The organism is Reyranella sp. (genome assembly GCF_965228225.1).
In the GTDB taxonomy this organism is placed as follows: Bacteria; Pseudomonadota; Alphaproteobacteria; order Reyranellales; family Reyranellaceae; genus Reyranella.
The window spans coordinates 133,641-151,057 of sequence record NZ_OZ245801.1; the positions used below are offsets into that span (position 1 = coordinate 133,641).

The following is a 17,417-nucleotide window of genomic DNA, read 5'->3' on the forward strand; positions in this document are numbered from 1 at the left end:
CTCGAAGGGTGGGCACGCGCACCCCATCGGTTGCCCATCCTTCGAGACGCCGTGCTGTGCACGGCTCCTCAGGATGAGGGGGTGGGTGAATGTAAAACGGAAAGACTCTAGGGAACCAGCAGACACTCCACGCCGCCGCCGGGCCGAGGCCTGAGCGGCGGCGTTTCCGTTGAGCACCGCTGTTCGGCGATCGGGCAGCGTGGATGGAAGCGGCAGCCCGGGGGAATGTTGGCCGGGTCGGGCATGATGTCGCCCAGGCCGACGTCGGGCACGCCGAGGCCGGGCTCGGGTGTCAGCACCGACGCGAGGAGCGCCTTGGTGTAGGGATGCTCGGGCGCATGAAATAGCGCCTCAGTCGGCTTCTTCTCGACGATGCGGCCGAGATACATCACCGCCACCTCGCTCGCCACATGCTCGACCACCGCGAGATTGTGGCTGATGAACAGGTAGGTGAGGCCGAGGTCGCGGCGCAATTCGGCGAGCAGGTTCAGAATCTGCGCCTGCACCGAGACATCGAGGGCCGAGGTCGGCTCGTCGCACACGACGATGCGCGGCCGCAGCACCAGGGCGCGCGCGATGGCGACCCGCTGGCGCTGGCCGCCAGACAGTTCGGCCGGCAGGCGGTTGCCCATCTCGCCCGGCAGGCCGACACGGGACAGCATCTCGTCGACACGCCTGGCGATCTCGGCGCGCGAGAAGGTGCCCTGCGCCTGCAGTGGCATCGCCACGATGTCGCGGATGCGGGTCAGCGGATTGAGCGAGGAGAAGGGATCCTGGAACACCGGCTGAATCAAGCGCGCGCGCGCCTTGCGGTCCATGTCGACGATGCGCTGGCCCTCGACCGTAATGTCGCCGGAGTCGGGCGTGAGCAGGCCGAGGATCAGGCGGGCGAGCGTGGACTTGCCGCAGCCCGACTCGCCCACAACGCCCAGCACGCCGCCCGGGGGCACGGCGAAGGAAACGCCGTCGACGGCCACGACCCTGCGGTCCTTGCCCAGGATGCCGCCGGAGACACGGAAGGTCTTGCCGACCGACTTGAGTTCGATCGCAGCTTGGGTCGTCGCGTTCATGGAGTCAGCCGGCAGAGATAGTCGTGACCCGGCGCCGCTGTCTGGTGCGGGACGGTATGGGCGCAGCTCGCGTCGGCGAAGCTGCAGCGATCGCGGAAGCCGCAGCCTTCGAAGCCCGGTCCAATGCGCGGCACCGTGCCGGGGATCGAGCCCAGCGGTTCGTCCTGGCGCTGCTTGCCCGGTACCGGCACGCAGCGCAGCAGGCCCTGCGTATAGGGATGCTTCGGATCGGCGAAGAGCTGGGCGGTGGCCGCGCTCTCGACCACTTCGCCGGCATACATGACCGAGACGCGATGGGCGATGCGCGCCACGATGCCGAGATCGTGGGTGATCAGCAGCAGGCCCAGGCCGAGGTCGCGCTGCAGCTGCGCCAGAAGACGCAGGATCTGCGCCTGCACCGTGACGTCGAGCGCGGTGGTCGGTTCGTCGGCGATCAGGAGCTGCGGCTCGCACATCAGCGCCATGGCGATCATGACCCGCTGCCGCAGGCCGCCCGAGAGCTGGTGCGGGAACTGGCCGAGGCGAAGCCCCGGCGCGGTGATGCCGACCCGGCCCAGCAGATCGGCGGCGCGATCGGTGGCGACCCGCTGACTCACCTTCTTGTGCCGGCGCATCACCTCGGTCATCTGCGAGCCGATCGTGTAGGCCGGATTGAGGCTGGTCATGGGCTCCTGGAAGATCATGGCCATGGCATTGCCGCGCAGCCGCGCCATGCCGCGATCGTCGAGTTTCTGCAGGTCGTCGCCCTGGAAGGTGAGGCGCTGCGCCGTGCGGTGGCCGCCACGCGCCAGCAGGTTCATGATCGCGAGCGCCGTCACCGACTTGCCGCAGCCCGATTCGCCCACCAGGCAGTGGGTCTCGCCACGCTCCACCGTGAGCGAGGCGCCCCGCACGGCCGAGGTGCTGCCGAAGCCCACTTCGAGCTTTTCGACTTCGAGAAGCGCACTCATGTGCGGGACCTCGTCGCGAATGCATCGCGCAGCCCGTCACCCAGCAGGTTGATGCCGAGCACCAGCACGAACAGCGCCACGCCGGGGATGACGATCACCCACGGGCTGAAGAACATGTAATCCTTGGCCTCGGCTATCATAAGGCCCCACGAGGGCAGCGGCGGCGGCACGCCGAGGCCTAGGAACGAGAGCGTGGCCTCGAGCAGGATGGCGAGCGCGATCTCGAGCGTCGCCACCACGACGAGGTGGCTCGCGATGTTGGGCAGCACCTCGCGCGACAGAACGCGGAAGCGCGAGCAGCCGGCGCACCAGGCCGCGGCGACGAAGTCCAGGTTGCGCACCTGCATGGAGGTCGAGCGCGCCACCACGGCGAAGCGATCCCACAGCAGCAGGCCGAGAGTCAGCACCAGCAGCGTCATCGAGGTGCCGAGCAGGCCGACGACGGCGAGCGCCACCAGGACGACCGGAATGGAGAGCCGGGTGGTGATGGCGAACAGCACGGCATCGTCGATGCGCCCGCCGAAGAAGCCGCCCAGCACGCCGATGGTGATGCCGATCAGGCCCGACACGATCGTGACGGTGACTCCGATCAGCATCGAGATGCGGCAGCCCCAGATCAGGCGGGAGAGATAGTCGCGGCCGAGCTGGTCGGTGCCGAGCAGGAATTCCGGATTGTACCCTTCCATCCAGAACGGCACGAGCAGGCGCCGGTTGAGATCCTGCGCGAACGGATCGTGCGGCACGATCAGCGGCGCGAAGATCGCGCAGAACAGCGCAAGGCCGACGATGACCGCGCCGATCCACGTGCCGGCGCTCTTCCAGCCCCGACGCGGGCCGGCATTGATCGAAACGGCGGCGCTCATGCGCGCAGCCGGGGATCGAGCACGGCGTTCATGAGGTCGGAAACCATCGTGAGCGCCACGTAGATGACGGCGAGGACGAGCACGACGGCCTGCACGACCGGGAAGTCGTTCTTGGCGATGCTCTCCCAGGCGAGGAAGCCGACGCCGTGCAGGGCGAAGACCTGCTCGATGACGATCGAGCCGCCCAGCATGAAGCCGAGCTGCACGGCGGCGATCGCGACGACCGGAATGGCGGCGTTGCGCAGCGCATGCTTCAGCAGGATGGAGGCGCGCGACAGGCCCTTGGCGCGCGCCGTGCGGATGTAATCGCTGCCCATCGCCTGGATCATGCCGGCGCGCGTCAGGCGCGTGAGGGCCGGGATCGCGGAGAAGGCGAGCACGATGCCCGGCATGACGAAATGCTCCCACGAGCCGGTGCCCGAGATCGGCAGCCACCCCAGCGTGAGCCCGAACAGGATCATCAGCAGCAGGCCGAGCCAGAACGAGGGCATGGCCTGGCCGATCAGGGCGACCATCTGCACCGCGCGGTCGAAGCCGGTGTTCTCGCGCACCGCCGCCAGGATGCCCATCGGCAGCGACACCAGGAGCGCGATCGAAAGGCCGGTCAGCCCCAGGGTCAGCGTCACCGGCATACGCTCGGCGATCAGGGTCGAGACGCGCGTCTGGAAGAAGTAGCTGTTGCCCAGGTCGCCGGTCGCGGCGCGGCCCACCCAGTCGAAGAACTGGCTGAGGACCGGCCGGTCGAGTCCATAGGCCTTGCGGACCGCCTCGATATCGGCCGCCGTGGCATTGGGCCCGGCGATCGAGATGGCGAGGTCGCCCGACAGGCGTGTGAGAATGAAGGCGAGGGTCATGACCGTCGCGGCCACGAGGAGTGCCACGATGAGGCGGCGGAAGAGGAACTGAAGCATGTGCGGGCGGGACTTTAATGCGGATCGATTGGGAAGGCGATCATGCGAATTGCGCGCCAAACGCCGCGCGGCCCCCCAGAACGGTCACGACGCCGCGCTTGGCGCGGGCGCACGGGTCCTATAAGGGGGAGTCATGCCGGTCTTCAACAATCCACGGCGTACGCCCTGCTTCGGCATCGCGCCCACTCTGGAGGACTTCGAGGCGATCGCCGCCGAGGCGCTGGCGACGATACCCGAGGAGTTCCGTCGGCACGTCGGGAACGTGCGCATACAGATCGATGACTTCCCGTCCGACGAGGTCGAGAAGCAGATGGATCTCGAGACCCCGTTCGACCTGCTCGGCCTTTATCAGGGCGTGTCGATGATGGAGCGGGGCGCCGGTCATGTCGCCAACGACATCGACCGCATCTTCCTCTATCGCCGGCCCATCCTCGACTATTGGTGCGAATCGGGGGAGGACCTGCCGCACATCGTGCGTCACGTGCTGATTCACGAGATCGGCCACCATTTCGGCCTGAGTGACGACGATATGGAAGCGATCGAGGCCAAGGCCGAGGAAGACTCGCAGCGAGCCTAGCCGCGCGCTCGAATGTCTCCGTCGTCTAGGCGGTAGCCTTGCAGGGCGAGGCGAGATCGGAGACGGTTCAGACTCTCATCGCTTCGCGATAGAGGCGCTCGGCGTTCGTCCACTTGATCGCCTGAACGAACGCCTCGATGTACTTGGCGGTGTCGGTGCCGTAGTCGGCGGCATAGGCATGCTCGTACATGTCCATGGCGAGCAACGGCACGCCGGCGGCCGGCGCCATCGAATCGTTTTCAGCGCGATAGTTGAACAGTCGCTTCTCGCGCGGCGCATAGGCCATGATCACCCAGCCGCTTCCTGCGTTGAGCGACTTGCCGATCAGCGCGAATTCCGCCCTCCAGCGGTCGAAGCTGCCGAAGTCGCGTGACAGCGCCTGCGCCAGCAGACCTGAGGGCTGGGTCGGCGCTTCGGCCAGTCCGTCGAAATAGATTTCGTGCAGGAGCGTCGAATTGTGCGTGGCCTGCTCGTCGCGCTTCAGGTCGCCCAGCCTTTCGGCGCTCACGTCCGAGAGGTCGAGCTTCGAGAGTTCCTCACCGAGCGCGTTCAGCTTCTTCACCTCTTCCGCGTAGACTCCGTCGTGATGCGCGCGCAGCAGGTCGCCCGTCAGGCCCTTCACCTTGTCCGGGTTGATGACCAGCGGCTTGGCGGTGACCTTGGGCACCGGAATGGCAGTTGCCACCTGTGGGGCGACTTGCTGGGCGCGCGCACCAAAGGCGAGAGCGCCAGCCAGCAGGCCGGCGCCCGCAGCCAGGGAGCGGCGGGAGATGTCGGTCATGGGGGCTCCTCGCGTGTTCGCTGGAGCAACGCCTTTCAGGGAGATGAGTTGCGGCGTACCGGCGGAACGCGGTAGCTGCCGGCGATCATCGACTCCTCGGGCTGATGGGCGCGCAGCATCAGGCGTATCGGCCCGGCCGGTGCCGGCAGCCAGTTGGCCGCGTATTCGCCCGGCGGCGGGTCGCGCTGGATGTAGAGGCTCAGCGATCCGTCGGCGCCACGGACCAGTCCTGCCGTGCGGTCGCCGATGGCCTGTCGGCCGATCGGATTGTCGACGAAGCGGGTTCTGCCGTCCGGCGTCACTTCATAGGCCGACAGCGACCAGAACGCGCGCGCGGGCGGCAGGCGATCGGCCGGAAAGGTGAGGACATAGCGTTGCGCTCCGTGCAGGGGCCGCCGGTCGGCATCGACGGCGCAGCTCACATCGACCTCTTCGGCGGACAAGGGCGCGCCCAGTCCCGTCAGTGCCGACGCCGCACGAGACAGATAGTCTTCGCCGAAATGGCCGGCCTGCCGCTGGCTGTAGGTCCAACCGTCGATCGTGCGGCCGCGACCGGCGGCGCTGCGAATTTCCGCATGACCCTGGGCGATACCCGAACGGATCGCCCGAAGTTCGGCCTCGCCGAAGGCGCGCCGGTCGAACTTGCGCCCCGGCTTCAGCTTCAGCGGCGCCAGCACCTCGAACAGCGCCCGGTCGCGCTCGGGCAACGGGCTCTCGCCCAGGGCGCGCAGGCCGATGTCGAACAGGTCGAGCGGATCGCCCGGTTGCGCGGCCGGCCAGTCGGCGACGGGTTCGGGAGGCGCCTGGGTGCGGAACCGCATCAGCTCGCCGGCTTCGAGGATGCGCCGCTCGTTGCGCATGTCGGGCGTCTCGAGCAGCACGCGGTTCTGAAGGATGCGCACACGGTCGAGTTCCTCGGGGCCGTCGACCAGGATGCGGCCCAGCAGCCACACCGAAGAGGTCGGCGCGCGGACCAGCGTCACGTCGCTCGGCGCATCGCCCGCCCAGGTCGGGGCGACGATCATGTGCGTCACCAGCCCGACGGCTTTCGGGCGAGGGCGGACGAGCAGGAATGTGTGAGAGAACAGGTCGATGAAGGCGTAGCTGTAATCGAGATCGCCGATCGGCGGCACGGTGAGGAACAGCGGCTCCAGTGCGAGGTCGAGCCAGGCCGAGGAATACAGAGTATCGGCATCCGCTGTCGCGACGACGCCAGCCTCGGGATCGGCGAGACTTTGGATATTGCGGAAGCGGTTGAGACGCTGGCGCTGCGGGTTGGTCTCGTCGACCGTGGCGCGCCAGCGGGCACGATACATCTCGTAGATCGGGAAGAGATAGACGGTGGCGCGCCGGGCGAGATCGCGCAGTGCCACCGTCGCGTCCTGGGCTTGCAGCTTGGAGGCCGCGGCCAGCGCAGACAGGCCGGCCAGGCCACCGAGCGCGGCGCGGCGGCCGATGGTCATGCGGCCCGCTCGCGCGCCTGTCGTCGTTCGGAGACGAAGGCCGCCGCTTCCTTCCATGGCGCCAGGGTCCAGAAGGAGCGCGCGCGGCCTGACGGCGAGGCCAGCACGAAGGGCACGGCGCCTTCGAGAAGCTCGACCTGCCGGCCGTAGGCGGGGGCCTTTACGCCGAGCGCAAGCGCGGCGGCGTGCTTGGAGGTGAAGGCAATGGCGGCGGGACGGAAGCGCCGCAGCTTGGCGTGCAGCGAGCGCGCATCCATCGCCTCGGGACTGAGTTCGTGGTCCGATCCGACTTCGGTCTTGTTGAGGTCGGTCAGTCCGAGGCCCAGCGCCAGCAGCTCGGGGTAGCGCTGCGGCGCCAGCCGCTCCGGCGTCAGGCCGACCGCGTGCAGCGTCGGCCAGAAGGCATTACCCGGGTTGGCATAGTAGGCACGCGCCTTGAACGAGGCCGGGCTCGGCGCGGTGCCGCAGAACACCAGGTCGAGTCCCGGCGCCAGCAGGTCCGGGATGAGAGGACTACTCTGCCTTGATGCCCGCGGCACGGATGACCTCGCCCCAGCGCTTGATCTCGGTCTGGATATAGGCGTCGATCTCGGGAACCGTCATGCTGCCCGGCTCGAAACCGCCGGCCTTCATGCTCTCCATCACGTCGGGTGACTTCAGCGCCTTCTCCGTTGCGACCCGAAGCCTGTCCTTGATCTTTGCCGGCGTGCCGGTCGGCACCGCCCAGATCGACCACGAGGTCACGACGAGATCCGGCGAGACCGCCTCGGCGAAAGTCGGCGTGTCCGGCAGGACCGTCGAGCGCTTGGCGCCACTCGACGCCATTGGCTTCAGCTTGCCGGCGCTGACCTGGCTCATCAGCGAATCGATGTTCGAAATGACCATCGGCAGATGACCGGCCAGCACGTCGGCCGCGGCCGCGGCCGCGCCGCGATAGCTGATGAAGGTGATGTCGACGCCGGTCTTCTGCTTGAACAGTTCCATCGTCAGGGTCGGCGAGGTGCCGAGACCGGACGAGCCGAACGAATATTTTCCAGGCTCCTTCTTCGCCGCCGCGATCAGCTTGGGCAGCGTGTCGTGCGGGAAGCTCGGGTTGCAGCAGAGCAGGTTCGGCTGCGTCCCGATCCAGGCGACGGTCTCGAGGTCGGTGACGGCATTGTAGGCCGGCCTGCGATAGAGATGGGGCACCAGCGCGTGGCTGCCGATATTGCCCAGCAGCACCGAATAGCCGTCGGGCGGCGACTTGGCGACGTTGTCGGCGGCGATCGATCCGCCGGCGCCGGTGCGATTCTCGACCACGAAGGTCTGGCCGAATTCGTCGCCGAGCTTGGCGGCGAGCCGCCGGGCGATATTGTCCTGCGAGCCGCCCGGCGTGAACGGGCAGACGATGCGGACATTGCGATTGGGCCAGTCGTCACCCTGGGCGAGGGCGAAGGTCGGGACGAACGGCAGCGTCGCCAGGCCGGCCGTGAAGTGACGTCTCCTCATGTCTTCTTTCCTTTGTTCGGAGTTTATTGCCCGCGATGATGCACGAGGTGTGACGCGCCGCCTAGGGCCGTCGCCCGTGCGGATTTCGTCCTGAGGTTCCGCGGCCTTGCCCGCCCTCTGCCGTCGGGCATGATGGCCGCCGGGAGGACCCAATGAATACGATCGACAAGGCCGACGAAGCACAGCTTCTCGCCACCATCGACCGCTGGATCGAGCGCGAGGTGGCGCCGCGCGTCAAGGAATTCGACCATGCCGACAAGTGGCCGGCCGAGCTCGTCGAGCAGATGAAGGAACTCGGCCTGTTCGGCGCCACGATCAGCCCGGAATATGGCGGGCTCGGCCTACCGGCCACGACCTATGCCGAGATCGTGATGCGCATCTCCTCGGTGTGGATGGCCATCACCGGCATCTTCAATTCCCATCTGATGCTGGCGCTGGCCGTCGAGAAATTCGGCACGCCGCGCCAGAAGGAGCGCTGGCTGCCCAAGTTCGCCTCGGGCGAGATTCGCGGCGGGCTGGCGCTCACCGAGCCGGATGCCGGCACCGACCTGCAATCGATCCGCATGGTGGCGAAGCGCGACGGCAACGACGGCTACGTGATCAACGGCACCAAGACCTGGATCTCCAACGGTATCGAGGGCCATTGCTTCGCCATGCTGGTGAAGACCGATCCCGAGGCCAACCCGCGCCACACCGGCATGAGCCTGTTCATCACGCCCAAGGGGCCGGGTTTCACGGTCGGCCGCAAACTCGAGAAGCTGGGTTACAAGTCGATCGATTCGGGCGAGCTGGTGTTCGAGGATTACAGGATCCCGGCCGATCACCTGATCGGCGAGGTCGAGGGCCAGGGCTTCGCGCAGGTCGCGGGTGGACTGGAGCTCGGCCGCATCAACGTGGCGTCGCGCGGTGTCGGCATCGCTGAGGGCGCGCTCAGGCTGGCGACCAGCTACTCCCAGATGCGCAGGACCTTCGGCAAGCCGATTTGCGAGCACCAGGCGATCCAGCTCAAGCTCGGCGAAATGGCGACGCGCGCCCGCGCCGCGCGCCTGCTGACGCTCGATGCCGCCGCCATCTTCGATCGCGGCGAACGCTGCGACATGGAAGCCGGGATGGCCAAGTATTTCGCTTCGGAGGCGGCGCTGGAGAACAGCATCGAATCGATGCGTATCCACGGCGCCTACGGCTACTCCAAGGAATACGACATCGAGCGGCTCTACCGCGACGCCCCGCTGACCTGCATCGGCGAGGGCACCAACGAAATGCAGCGCATCATCATCGCGCGGCAATTGATCAAGCGGAATCCGATCTCGTGAGCATGATCGGCAAGCCGCTGGAAGGCATCCGCGTCCTGACCCTGGAACAGTTCGGCGCCGGCCCCTATGGCACGATGTTCCTCGCGGAACTCGGCGCCGAGGTCATCAAGGTCGAGGCGCCGCAGGGTGGCGATCCCTCGCGCCAGGTCGGGCCCCATAAGCTCGGTGAGAACGACAGCGAGTATTTCCAGGCCTGGAACCTCGGCAAGAAGAGCGTGACGGTCGACATGAAGTCGGAGGCGGGGCGCCGCCAGTTCGAGGCACTGGTGAAGGACGCCGACTGCGTCGTGAACAACATGCGCGGTACCCAGCCGGTAAAGCTCGGGATCGACTATGCCAGCCTGAAACACTTGAAGCCCGCGATCGTCTGCCTGCACATCTCCGCGTATGGACGTGACAACGAGCGCAAGGACTGGCCCGGCTACGACTTCCTGATGCAGGCCGAGGCCGGGCTGATGGAACTGACCGGCGAGCCGGACGGGCCGCCGACGCGGGTCGGCGTTTCGATGATCGACAGCATGAGCGGCCTCACCGGCATCGTCGGCCTCCTGAGCTGCCTGCTGCGCGCCCGCACCACGGGGCAGGGCTGCGACGTCGATACCTGCCTTTACGATGTCGCCATGCACCAGCTCACCTATCCCGGCCTCTGGTACCTGAACGAGGGCGATGTCTCGCCGCGCGTGCCTAGAAGCGCGCATCTCTCGCTGGCGCCGGTCCAGACCTTCCCAACGAAGGACGGCTGGATCTACATCATGTGCATGACGCAGAAATTCTGGCTGGCGCTCTGCGAGGTGATGGACCGTGGCGATCTCGCGGTCGATCCGCGTTTCCCCGATCCGAACACGCGGGCGAAGAACCGCGCGACGCTATCCGTCGAACTCGACGTGACGTTCCGGACGCGCACGACGGCGGAGTGGCTGGCCGCGATGAACGGGCTGCTTCCTGCGGCGCCGGTCTATCGTCTCGACCAGGCGCTCGACAGTTCCTTTGCGCGCGAAACGGGCATGGTCTCGTCCGTGCCGCATCCGCTGAAGGGCGAGCTGCGCATCCTCGCCAATCCTCTGCGCATCGACGGCGAACGGCTGGCACAGGCCGCCTGTTCGCCGCTGGGCGCCGACAACGAGTCATTGCTGGGCAAGTCGTCATGAAACTTCAGGGCATCAAGGTCGTCGATCTCTCCTGGTTCCTGCCGGGCCCCTATCTCACCACCTCGCTGGCCGACCACGGCGCCGAGGTGATCAAGGTCGAGCCGCCGGGCGAGGGCGATCCCGGCCGTCACATCCTGCCGCCGGATGAACGCACCTCGGTGTTCTTCCGCAACATGGGCCGCGGCAAGAAGAGCGTCGTGCTCGATCTCAAGAGCGAGCAGGGCCGCGCCGATCTGTTCCGTCTCGCCTGCGAAGCCGACGTGCTGGTCGAATCCTTCCGGCCCGGCGTCGCCGCGCGCTTCGGCGTCGGCTACGAGGCCGTCGCGGCGAAGAACCCGGGCATCGTCTATTGCTCGATCAGCGCCTTCGGCCAGGACGGCGCCTATCCCGGCCGCGCCGCGCACGATCTCGCGCTCGAAGCCATGACCGGCGTGCTGAGCCTGACCCTGGGCGACGACGGGCGGCCGGCGATCCCCGGCATCCCGGTCGCCGACCTGGTGAGCGGTCTTCATGGTCTGGCCGGCGTGCTGATGGCGCTGCTGCGCCGCAAGGATACCGGCCGCGGCGACTACATCGACGTCTCGATGCACGAATCGCTGATGGCCTCCTGCGCCAACGTGGTCGGCACGACCTTCGCCGAGAACAAGGCGCCCGACGTGAAGCAACAGCGCACCACCGGCGGCTCGGCCTTCTACCGCGTCTACGACACGTCCGACGGCCGCCAGCTCGTGATCGCGGGCCAGGAGATGAAGTTCATCAAGAACCTTTTAGGGGCGCTCGGCAGGCCGGAGATGGCCGGGCTCTGCGAATGGCCCGGCGCGCACCAGAAGCCGGTGGTGGAGTTTCTGGAACAGACCTTCAAGGCGAAGCCGCTCGCCCACTGGATGGACACTCTCGCCACGCTCGACATCTGCTACGGCCCGGTCAACACGCTCCCCGAAGCCATCGCCGATGCCAACCTGCAGAAGCGCGGCTTCATAGTGACGGACAGCGAAGGCCGCCTCCACTTCGGCCCCGTGGTGCGATTCAAGGACGAACCGTCGAGTCCGGTGTATCGCGAGCCGCTGCTGGGCGAGCACACGGACGAAGTGCTGAAGCGTTAGAGGAAAGGTCCCTCGCTACGCTCGGGATGACAATTTTGGTGTTGCTGGCGCACACCTTTCATTGGGGAAAAATTGTCATCCCGAGCGTAGCGAGGGACCTTTGCTAACGCCCGCATCAAGCAAGTCCGCCCAGGTCGGATTGGCCGCCTCGACCAGCGCATCCTTCTTGGACCGCCGCCATCCCTTGATCTGCTTCTCTCGCACGATCGCGTCTTCGATCTGCTGATATTCCTCGGCATAAACCAGGGTATGCACGCGATACTGCCGCGTGAAGGCGCCGCCTGTTCCGGCGCGATGCTCGGCGACGCGCTTCTCCAGGTCATTCGTGACGCCGACATACATCACGTTCCGCTTCACGTTCGTGAGAATGTAGACGTAGTAGGTGAACATCGGTCGCCAAACGTCCCTCGCTGCGCTCGGGATGACAATTATGGGTTGTTAATTCACACCATCCATCAAGAAAATGTTGTCATCCCGAGCGCAGCGAGGGACCTTTATCTTTATCCCGCCACCAACGCCGCAGCCTTCGCCAGCGGCACGGGCGCGTCGTCGAGGAGGAGGTTGATGGCTTCTTCCTCCCAGCCGGACTCGCCGAGAGACAGCGGGTCCTGCGGCGCCAGGCGGTGTTCGATGACCAGGCGCGACAGAAGCAGGCGTCGGGCGTCGCCGCCTTCGGTGCCGAGGGTGGCGCCTTCCCAGGCCAGCAAGGCCGCGCTCGTCGCGTGATAGAGCGCGCCGGCGGCGAGGCGGGAGCGCTTTTCGTGTTTGGGATCGGCGGCAACCGCTTCGACGAAGCGTTCGACCCGGTCGAGCGTGGCGCCGAGCAGGCCCTTGTACTGGCCGGGCAGGGCGCCGCTGGGTTCGTACTTTGCCTTGAGCGCGGCGGAGAGCGTCTTGTGGCCGCCCGACTTGCCGACGGCGCGCTGCACCACGTCCAGCGCGTTGATGTTGGAAGTGCCCTCCCACAAGGTGCCGACCTGCGCGTCGCGCACCAGCCGCGCCGTCACCCATTCCTCGATGTAGCCCAGCCCGCCCTTGACCTCGAGTGCGGCGCTGGCGACCGGGATGTTGTCGCGGCAGGCGCGGAACTTGTAGACCGGCGTCAGGATGCGCAGCAGGTTCGCGGCGTCCTTGTCGCCCTTATCGGCGCGGCCCATCGCGTCGGCGGAGAAGGCGAACATCGACAGCGCCTGCTCGGTCGGCAGCATGATCTTCATGAGCTGGCGGCGCAGCAGCGGGTACTGGGCGATGGCGCGGCCGAAGGCGCGGCGGCCGCGGGCGGCGGCCAGCGCCTCATTGAGGCAGCGGCGCATCATCGAGGCGGCGCGCACGCCGTGGCTCAGCCGCGACAGGTTCACCTGCTCCATCATCTGCTTGAAGCCGCGATTTACGTCGCCCACGAGATAGGCGGTGGCGCCGTCGAGGATGATCTCGCCCGAGGCCATCGAGCGGGTGCCGAGCTTGTCCTTAAGTCGCACGATCCGATAGCTGTTGCGGCTGCCATCCTCGAGCCGCCGCGGCAGGGCGAACAGGCCGAGGCCCGACGTACCGGGCGCGGCGCCGCGCGGGCGCGCCAGCATCACCGCGACATCGGCGTCGGCATGGCTGCAGAACCATTTCTGGCCATAGAGCTTCCAGCGCTCGACACCGTCGGGGCCGACGCCCACCCGTTCGGCCTCGGTCTCCAGCGCACCGACGTCGGAGCCGCCGGCCTTCTCGGTCATGAACTGCGTGCCCTTCAGCATCGTCGCCGGATCCTGGCTGAGCAGCCGGTCGAGCAGCAGCTTCTTCAGCTCGGGCGAGCCGTAGCGCTTGATGATGAAGTTCGACGTGTCGGAGACCGAGACCGGGCACATCAGGCCGAACTCGCCCTGCACGAAGAGATACGTGATGGCGTATTTCACCAGCGGATGGGCGGGCTCCGCCAGGCCGAGCACGCCTGCGCGATGGCTCATCGCGTGCATGCCGAATTCCTCGAAGGCGATCTTCTCCATCTCGCGATAGGCCGGGTGATAATCGATCCAGTCCTCGTCGCGGCCGAAGCGGTCGCGCGGCTGCAGCACCGGCGGATGCTTGTCGGCGACCATCGCCAGCTCGTCGAGCCGGCCGCCGGCCAGCCCGCCCAGGCGCTCGAAATGCGGCGTCATCTGCCGCAGCAGGCCGGGCTCCATGTAGAGCCGCATCAGGTCCTGGAACTGCCGGTCGATCGAATGGAAATTCTGGCCGTGCGCGTCTGTGGCGATGTGATGGGCGCCGTGCGGCCCTTCGTTCAATCCGTGAGTCATGTCGGGCATGGTTTCCTCCGTCTGGTCTTTTCTTGTTATCGCCAGCCCTGCGTCAGCACGCGCGTCACATAGGGCGGTACGGTCGCGGTAGCGGGGCCATAGATGTGTTCGTGAAACAGGCTCTTGTTGTCGGTCGGTTCGAGATTGAGCTCGACCGTGCGGGCGCGCGGCGCGTGGCGGCGCACATGCAGGACGAAGCCGGCGGCGGGATAGACCTCGCCCGACGTGCCGATCGCCAGGAAGAGGCCGCAGCGCTCCAGCGCTTCATAGATCTCCTCGAGGTGTATCGGCATCTCGCCGAACCACACGATGTTGGGGCGCAGCTCGCCCACGGAATTGCAGTGAGGGCAGATCGAAGCGGGCGTCAGGTCATAGTCGGAGGAGAACACCGTCTTGCAAGCCATGCAGCGGATCTCCCCGTCGCGACCGTGCATGTGGATCACCCGCTTCGAGCCGGCCTCCTCGTGCAGCAGGTCGATATTCTGCGTGATGATCGTCACCTCGCCGTCATACTCGCGCTCGAGCCGTGCCAGCGCCCGGTGCGCCTCGTTCGGGCCGATGCCGGCTGCACGGAACATGCTGCGGGTCTCGTTGTAGAAGTCGAGCACCTTCTTCTTGTCGCGGTGCCAGGCTTCGAGGGTCGCGACCTCTTCGAGGTTCACCCTGTTCCACAGCCCGTCGGCGTCACGGAACGTGTCGATGCCGCTTTCCTTGGAGATGCCGGCGCCGGTCAGCACGGCGATGCCGGGCGGGAAGAAATCCTGATGCATGCCGCCAATCTAGCGCCGTGCTAGGGTCCGCGGCCATGACCATTGGAGTTCTGTTCGTCTGCACCGCGAACCTCTGCCGTTCGCCGATGGCCGAAGGCGTGTTCAGGTCCCAGGCGGCGAAGGCGGGTCTCGCCGACGCCCTCGACATCGACTCGGCCGGGACAGGCGCCAGTCATATCGGCCAACCACCGACCCCGCTCGCCGTCGAGGCGGCGGCCGCGCGCGGCTACGACATTTCCGGCATCCGGGCTCGCCAGGTGACGGGCGAGGACATCAGGCGTTTCGACTACGTGCTGGCGATGACGCGCAACCATCTCGTCGAGTTGCGCTGGCTGGCGACGCGCGAACTGGCCGACCGGCCGCAGCTCCTGATGAGCTATGCCCCGCCGATCGGCGTCCTCGATATTGCCGACCCGTTCGGCGGCACCGCCGAAGATTATGAGCGTGCCCTCGGCATGATCGAGGCCGCCACGCGCGGCCTCGTCGCCCGGCTGGCGCCCGAGGTCAGAAAGGCCATTTGAGGCCCAGCTCGCCGAACCGGTTCAGCACGTTGAAGGTGAGCCGCGACACGTCGTTGTCGAACTTGTTGTGGGGCAGGCTGCCGCAGTAGGTGATCGAGCCCACCGAGAACACCGCGCCGCCTTTCGGCTTCTCGATATAGGTCATGTCCGCCCGGATGAGCTGCTCCAGCGTCTGGCCGGGAATCGTCGTCGTGAAGCCCAGCCGTTCCTCGTGCACCACGACGAAGTTCCGGCGGTCGTGGCCTTCCGACGAGGCCAAAACCACGGCGTTGAGCGGGCTGCCCAGCCGGTGGTCGAGCCGGTCGAGCTCGAAGCCCGCCGCGCCGCCGCCCGAGAAGCCGTAACCGCCGAACAATGCGTCCTTCACGCCCTCGAACACCCAGGCATGGGTGTTGTCGCGCGCCGCCGGCGATTGCCGGTAGGAATCGCCCACGAAGGTGCCCTGGCTCGAAAAGCCGATGCCGCAGAGCAGGTTCGGCGGCCGGTCCGAGCGCCGCCACAGGCCGCCATAGGCACCGTCGAACGCGTGGTAGTATTCGCCGGGCTCGGCCGCCCAGGTGCGGATGCCGCCTTCGGTGCGCCGCACCTCGATGGCGCCGGGCACTTTGGGCGACAGCGCCACCCGCCAGTAGAAGCCGTTGCCGCCGAGATACATGAGCCGGCCGCCGCTCTCGGTATAGGCCTGCAGCGCGTCGAGCGTGCCCTCGGTGTGATACTCCGGGTGCGAGCCGGTCAGCACGACCTTGTAGGAGGCGAGCAGTTCCACGCCCTTCTCGTCGAGATCGTGGTCCGTCACCACGTCGAAGGCGACGCCCATGCGATCGAGCCAGCCGGTGAGATGGGTGTCGGCCGGCAGGTGGCGCAGGCCGGAGCCGGCCTCATCGTTGAAGCTGAGGAAATTCGGCCGCCAGGTCAGCAACGGCCGCAGCCGCGAGGAATAGGCCACGCCCGACCCGTCGCGATGATGGTTGTAGGTCGACAGGCCATAATCGCCATGCTCGTCGGGATTGTTCGGATAGGCCTTCCAGTCGGCGACCCTCTTGCGGAAGGCGTCGTCGAACATGCCGCGCGAGAAGTTGGAATAGACTTGATAGGTGAAGGTCGAGGCGAGGTAGCAGACCTTGGCCTGTGGCTTGCCGACCTGCGGCCGCACGAAGAACGGGATGATGTCGCGGTGCGTCCCGCAGGTGAGCTGCATGCCGTAGATGCCGCTCTTCATTTCCCTGGGGATGGTGAAGCTGAAATCGTCGAGCCAGCCGCAATCGTGCAGGTCGTCGTCGTGGAAATGGATGGCGGCGTAGTGGTTCGGCGCGCGGCGCCAGTCGCGCTCGGCGCCGGTCCAGGCCGAGCCCTTCATCGCGCGGGTCGGCAGATTGATCAGTTTTCCATCGAGCTTGTTGGGACCGGTGTCCTCGATTTCCATCGAGTCCATGCGGCGCGTGAAATCCCAGGCGGCGAAGCCCTGGATGCGCGGCGCTTCGATCTTGCCGTTGAAGCAGCGCCGCGCCGGCCGGTCCGTCGCCGACTCCGCACCGATCATCACGGGAGCCGCGGCCTCCAGCGCCGGAATGGAGGCCTTGACGCTTGCCTCGCCCTCGTCGTCGGTGCCGAAGGCGCGCGCGAGCGGCTGCTGGCCGACCCGCAGCGTGCCAGTCTCGGGATCGGCGCTGGCCCAGACGCGGTACCAGTTGCGCGCCCGCAGCTTCTTGCCCACGCAGACGCGGTCTGTGCCGCTCTCCAGCGCCATGCCCTCTTGTGTCAGCACCAGCGCGAAGCCCGCGCCGGTCGCGGCGTCGCGGCGCGAGATCACGGTTTGCGGCCCGTCCTCGGGCAGGGTCGGCCAGATCAGCGCCTCGACCTGGAGCGCGCCGGGCAATCCGAGATCCTTTGCCCCCTCGACCAGGCCGTAGGAGCCGGGCCAGGCGTGCTGGACGCGCGACGCGAAGCGACCGTCGAACAGTTCGGACAGATCCTCGAACTTGGGCGGCGGTCCGCCGGGATTGGGATCGCCGCGCACGATGCGCACCAGCATGGCGTGATAGGGGTTAGGTCCCGCGCTCGAGACCTTGAAGCTGATTTTCTCGCCGCTCCGTACCGAGATGCGATCCGTGTACCCAATCAATGCTGCGGTCACATTTAACTCCCAATTGGCGGACGATATAGTCGCCTGAAAC

Annotated in this window: 17 protein-coding genes; 5 read left to right on the top strand and 12 right to left on the bottom strand. The window is 67.0% G+C overall.

Going from position 1 to position 17,417, the window contains the following annotated elements:
* Positions 1–107: 107 nt before the first annotated feature.
* The 4 genes from ACO07K_RS00605 to ACO07K_RS00620 are packed head-to-tail and all read right to left on the bottom strand — an operon-like array spanning position 108 to position 3,794.
* On the bottom strand, positions 108–1,070 hold the full coding sequence (locus tag ACO07K_RS00605) for an ABC transporter ATP-binding protein (RefSeq protein ID WP_422033993.1): 963 nt from the start codon (positions 1,068–1,070) through the stop codon (positions 108–110).
* On the bottom strand, positions 1,067–2,020 hold the full coding sequence (locus ACO07K_RS00610; protein WP_422033994.1) for an ABC transporter ATP-binding protein: 954 nt from the start codon (positions 2,018–2,020) through the stop codon (positions 1,067–1,069). Before ACO07K_RS00610 ends, ACO07K_RS00605 begins: the two co-directional genes overlap by 4 nt.
* The gene (locus tag ACO07K_RS00615; RefSeq protein WP_422033995.1) at positions 2,017–2,883 is read right to left on the bottom strand and encodes an ABC transporter permease; all 867 of its coding nucleotides are present in this window, start codon (positions 2,881–2,883) and stop codon (positions 2,017–2,019) included. Before ACO07K_RS00615 ends, ACO07K_RS00610 begins: the two co-directional genes overlap by 4 nt.
* The gene (locus ACO07K_RS00620; protein WP_422033996.1) at positions 2,880–3,794 is read right to left on the bottom strand and encodes an ABC transporter permease; all 915 of its coding nucleotides are present in this window, start codon (positions 3,792–3,794) and stop codon (positions 2,880–2,882) included. Before ACO07K_RS00620 ends, ACO07K_RS00615 begins: the two co-directional genes overlap by 4 nt.
* A 133-nt stretch (positions 3,795–3,927) precedes the next feature.
* Between ACO07K_RS00620 and ACO07K_RS00625 the strand changes: the two genes are divergently transcribed.
* Positions 3,928–4,371 carry a metallopeptidase family protein gene (locus tag ACO07K_RS00625; protein ID WP_298316839.1) on the top strand — a complete coding sequence of 148 codons (444 nt, stop codon included), beginning with the start codon at positions 3,928–3,930 and terminating at the stop codon, positions 4,369–4,371.
* A gap of 67 nt (positions 4,372–4,438) precedes the next feature.
* On the opposite strand, the gene ACO07K_RS00630 is transcribed toward ACO07K_RS00625, so the two are convergent.
* From ACO07K_RS00630 to ACO07K_RS00645, 4 genes are read right to left on the bottom strand one after another with little or no spacing between them, the layout of a single operon-like run.
* Positions 4,439–5,152, bottom strand: a complete 714-nt coding sequence (locus tag ACO07K_RS00630; protein WP_422033997.1) for a superoxide dismutase — start codon at positions 5,150–5,152, stop codon at positions 4,439–4,441.
* A gap of 35 nt (positions 5,153–5,187) precedes the next feature.
* Complete coding sequence (locus ACO07K_RS00635; protein ID WP_422033998.1) at positions 5,188–6,615, bottom strand: DUF1254 domain-containing protein; 1,428 nt, start codon at positions 6,613–6,615, stop codon at positions 5,188–5,190.
* The gene (locus ACO07K_RS00640) at positions 6,612–7,154 is read right to left on the bottom strand and encodes a mismatch-specific DNA-glycosylase (RefSeq protein ID WP_422033999.1); all 543 of its coding nucleotides are present in this window, start codon (positions 7,152–7,154) and stop codon (positions 6,612–6,614) included. Before ACO07K_RS00640 ends, ACO07K_RS00635 begins: the two co-directional genes overlap by 4 nt.
* The gene (locus tag ACO07K_RS00645) at positions 7,129–8,103 is read right to left on the bottom strand and encodes a Bug family tripartite tricarboxylate transporter substrate binding protein (protein WP_422034000.1); all 975 of its coding nucleotides are present in this window, start codon (positions 8,101–8,103) and stop codon (positions 7,129–7,131) included. The genes ACO07K_RS00640 and ACO07K_RS00645 overlap by 26 nt, the downstream gene beginning before the upstream one ends.
* A 152-nt stretch (positions 8,104–8,255) precedes the next feature.
* Between ACO07K_RS00645 and ACO07K_RS00650 the strand changes: the two genes are divergently transcribed.
* From ACO07K_RS00650 to ACO07K_RS00660, 3 genes are read left to right on the top strand one after another with little or no spacing between them, the layout of a single operon-like run.
* Positions 8,256–9,416: an acyl-CoA dehydrogenase family protein gene (locus ACO07K_RS00650; protein WP_422034001.1), complete on the top strand. Its 1,161-nt coding sequence runs from the start codon at positions 8,256–8,258 to the stop codon at positions 9,414–9,416.
* 2 nt (positions 9,417–9,418) lie between these two features.
* Positions 9,419–10,564, top strand: coding sequence for a CaiB/BaiF CoA transferase family protein (locus ACO07K_RS00655; RefSeq protein ID WP_422036613.1), 1,146 nt, complete (start codon positions 9,419–9,421; stop codon positions 10,562–10,564).
* Positions 10,561–11,667 carry a CaiB/BaiF CoA transferase family protein gene (locus ACO07K_RS00660; RefSeq protein WP_422034002.1) on the top strand — a complete coding sequence of 369 codons (1,107 nt, stop codon included), beginning with the start codon at positions 10,561–10,563 and terminating at the stop codon, positions 11,665–11,667. Before ACO07K_RS00655 ends, ACO07K_RS00660 begins: the two co-directional genes overlap by 4 nt.
* A 75-nt stretch (positions 11,668–11,742) precedes the next feature.
* Here the strand turns inward: ACO07K_RS00660 and ACO07K_RS00665 are convergent, their stop codons facing one another.
* The 3 genes from ACO07K_RS00665 to ACO07K_RS00675 all read right to left on the bottom strand — a co-directional run bounded on the left by ACO07K_RS00665 (position 11,743) and on the right by ACO07K_RS00675 (position 14,722).
* Positions 11,743–12,057, bottom strand: a complete 315-nt coding sequence (locus ACO07K_RS00665; RefSeq protein WP_422034003.1) for a GIY-YIG nuclease family protein — start codon at positions 12,055–12,057, stop codon at positions 11,743–11,745.
* 110 nt (positions 12,058–12,167) lie between these two features.
* Positions 12,168–13,961, bottom strand: a complete 1,794-nt coding sequence (locus ACO07K_RS00670; RefSeq protein WP_422034004.1) for an acyl-CoA dehydrogenase family protein — start codon at positions 13,959–13,961, stop codon at positions 12,168–12,170.
* A 26-nt stretch (positions 13,962–13,987) separates the two neighbouring features.
* Positions 13,988–14,722, bottom strand: a complete 735-nt coding sequence (locus ACO07K_RS00675; RefSeq protein ID WP_422034005.1) for an NAD-dependent deacylase — start codon at positions 14,720–14,722, stop codon at positions 13,988–13,990.
* A gap of 35 nt (positions 14,723–14,757) precedes the next feature.
* Here ACO07K_RS00675 and ACO07K_RS00680 point away from each other — a divergent pair, with 35 nt between their 5' ends.
* Entirely contained in the window at positions 14,758–15,243 is a 486-nt protein-coding gene (locus ACO07K_RS00680) for a low molecular weight protein-tyrosine-phosphatase (protein ID WP_422034006.1), read from the top strand.
* On the opposite strand, the gene ACO07K_RS00685 is transcribed toward ACO07K_RS00680, so the two are convergent.
* Positions 15,227–17,377 (bottom strand): N,N-dimethylformamidase beta subunit family domain-containing protein, encoded by a 2,151-nt coding sequence (locus ACO07K_RS00685; RefSeq protein WP_422034007.1) that lies wholly within the window; start codon positions 17,375–17,377, stop codon positions 15,227–15,229. The genes ACO07K_RS00680 and ACO07K_RS00685 overlap by 17 nt on opposite strands.
* Positions 17,378–17,417: the final 40 nt, after the last annotated feature.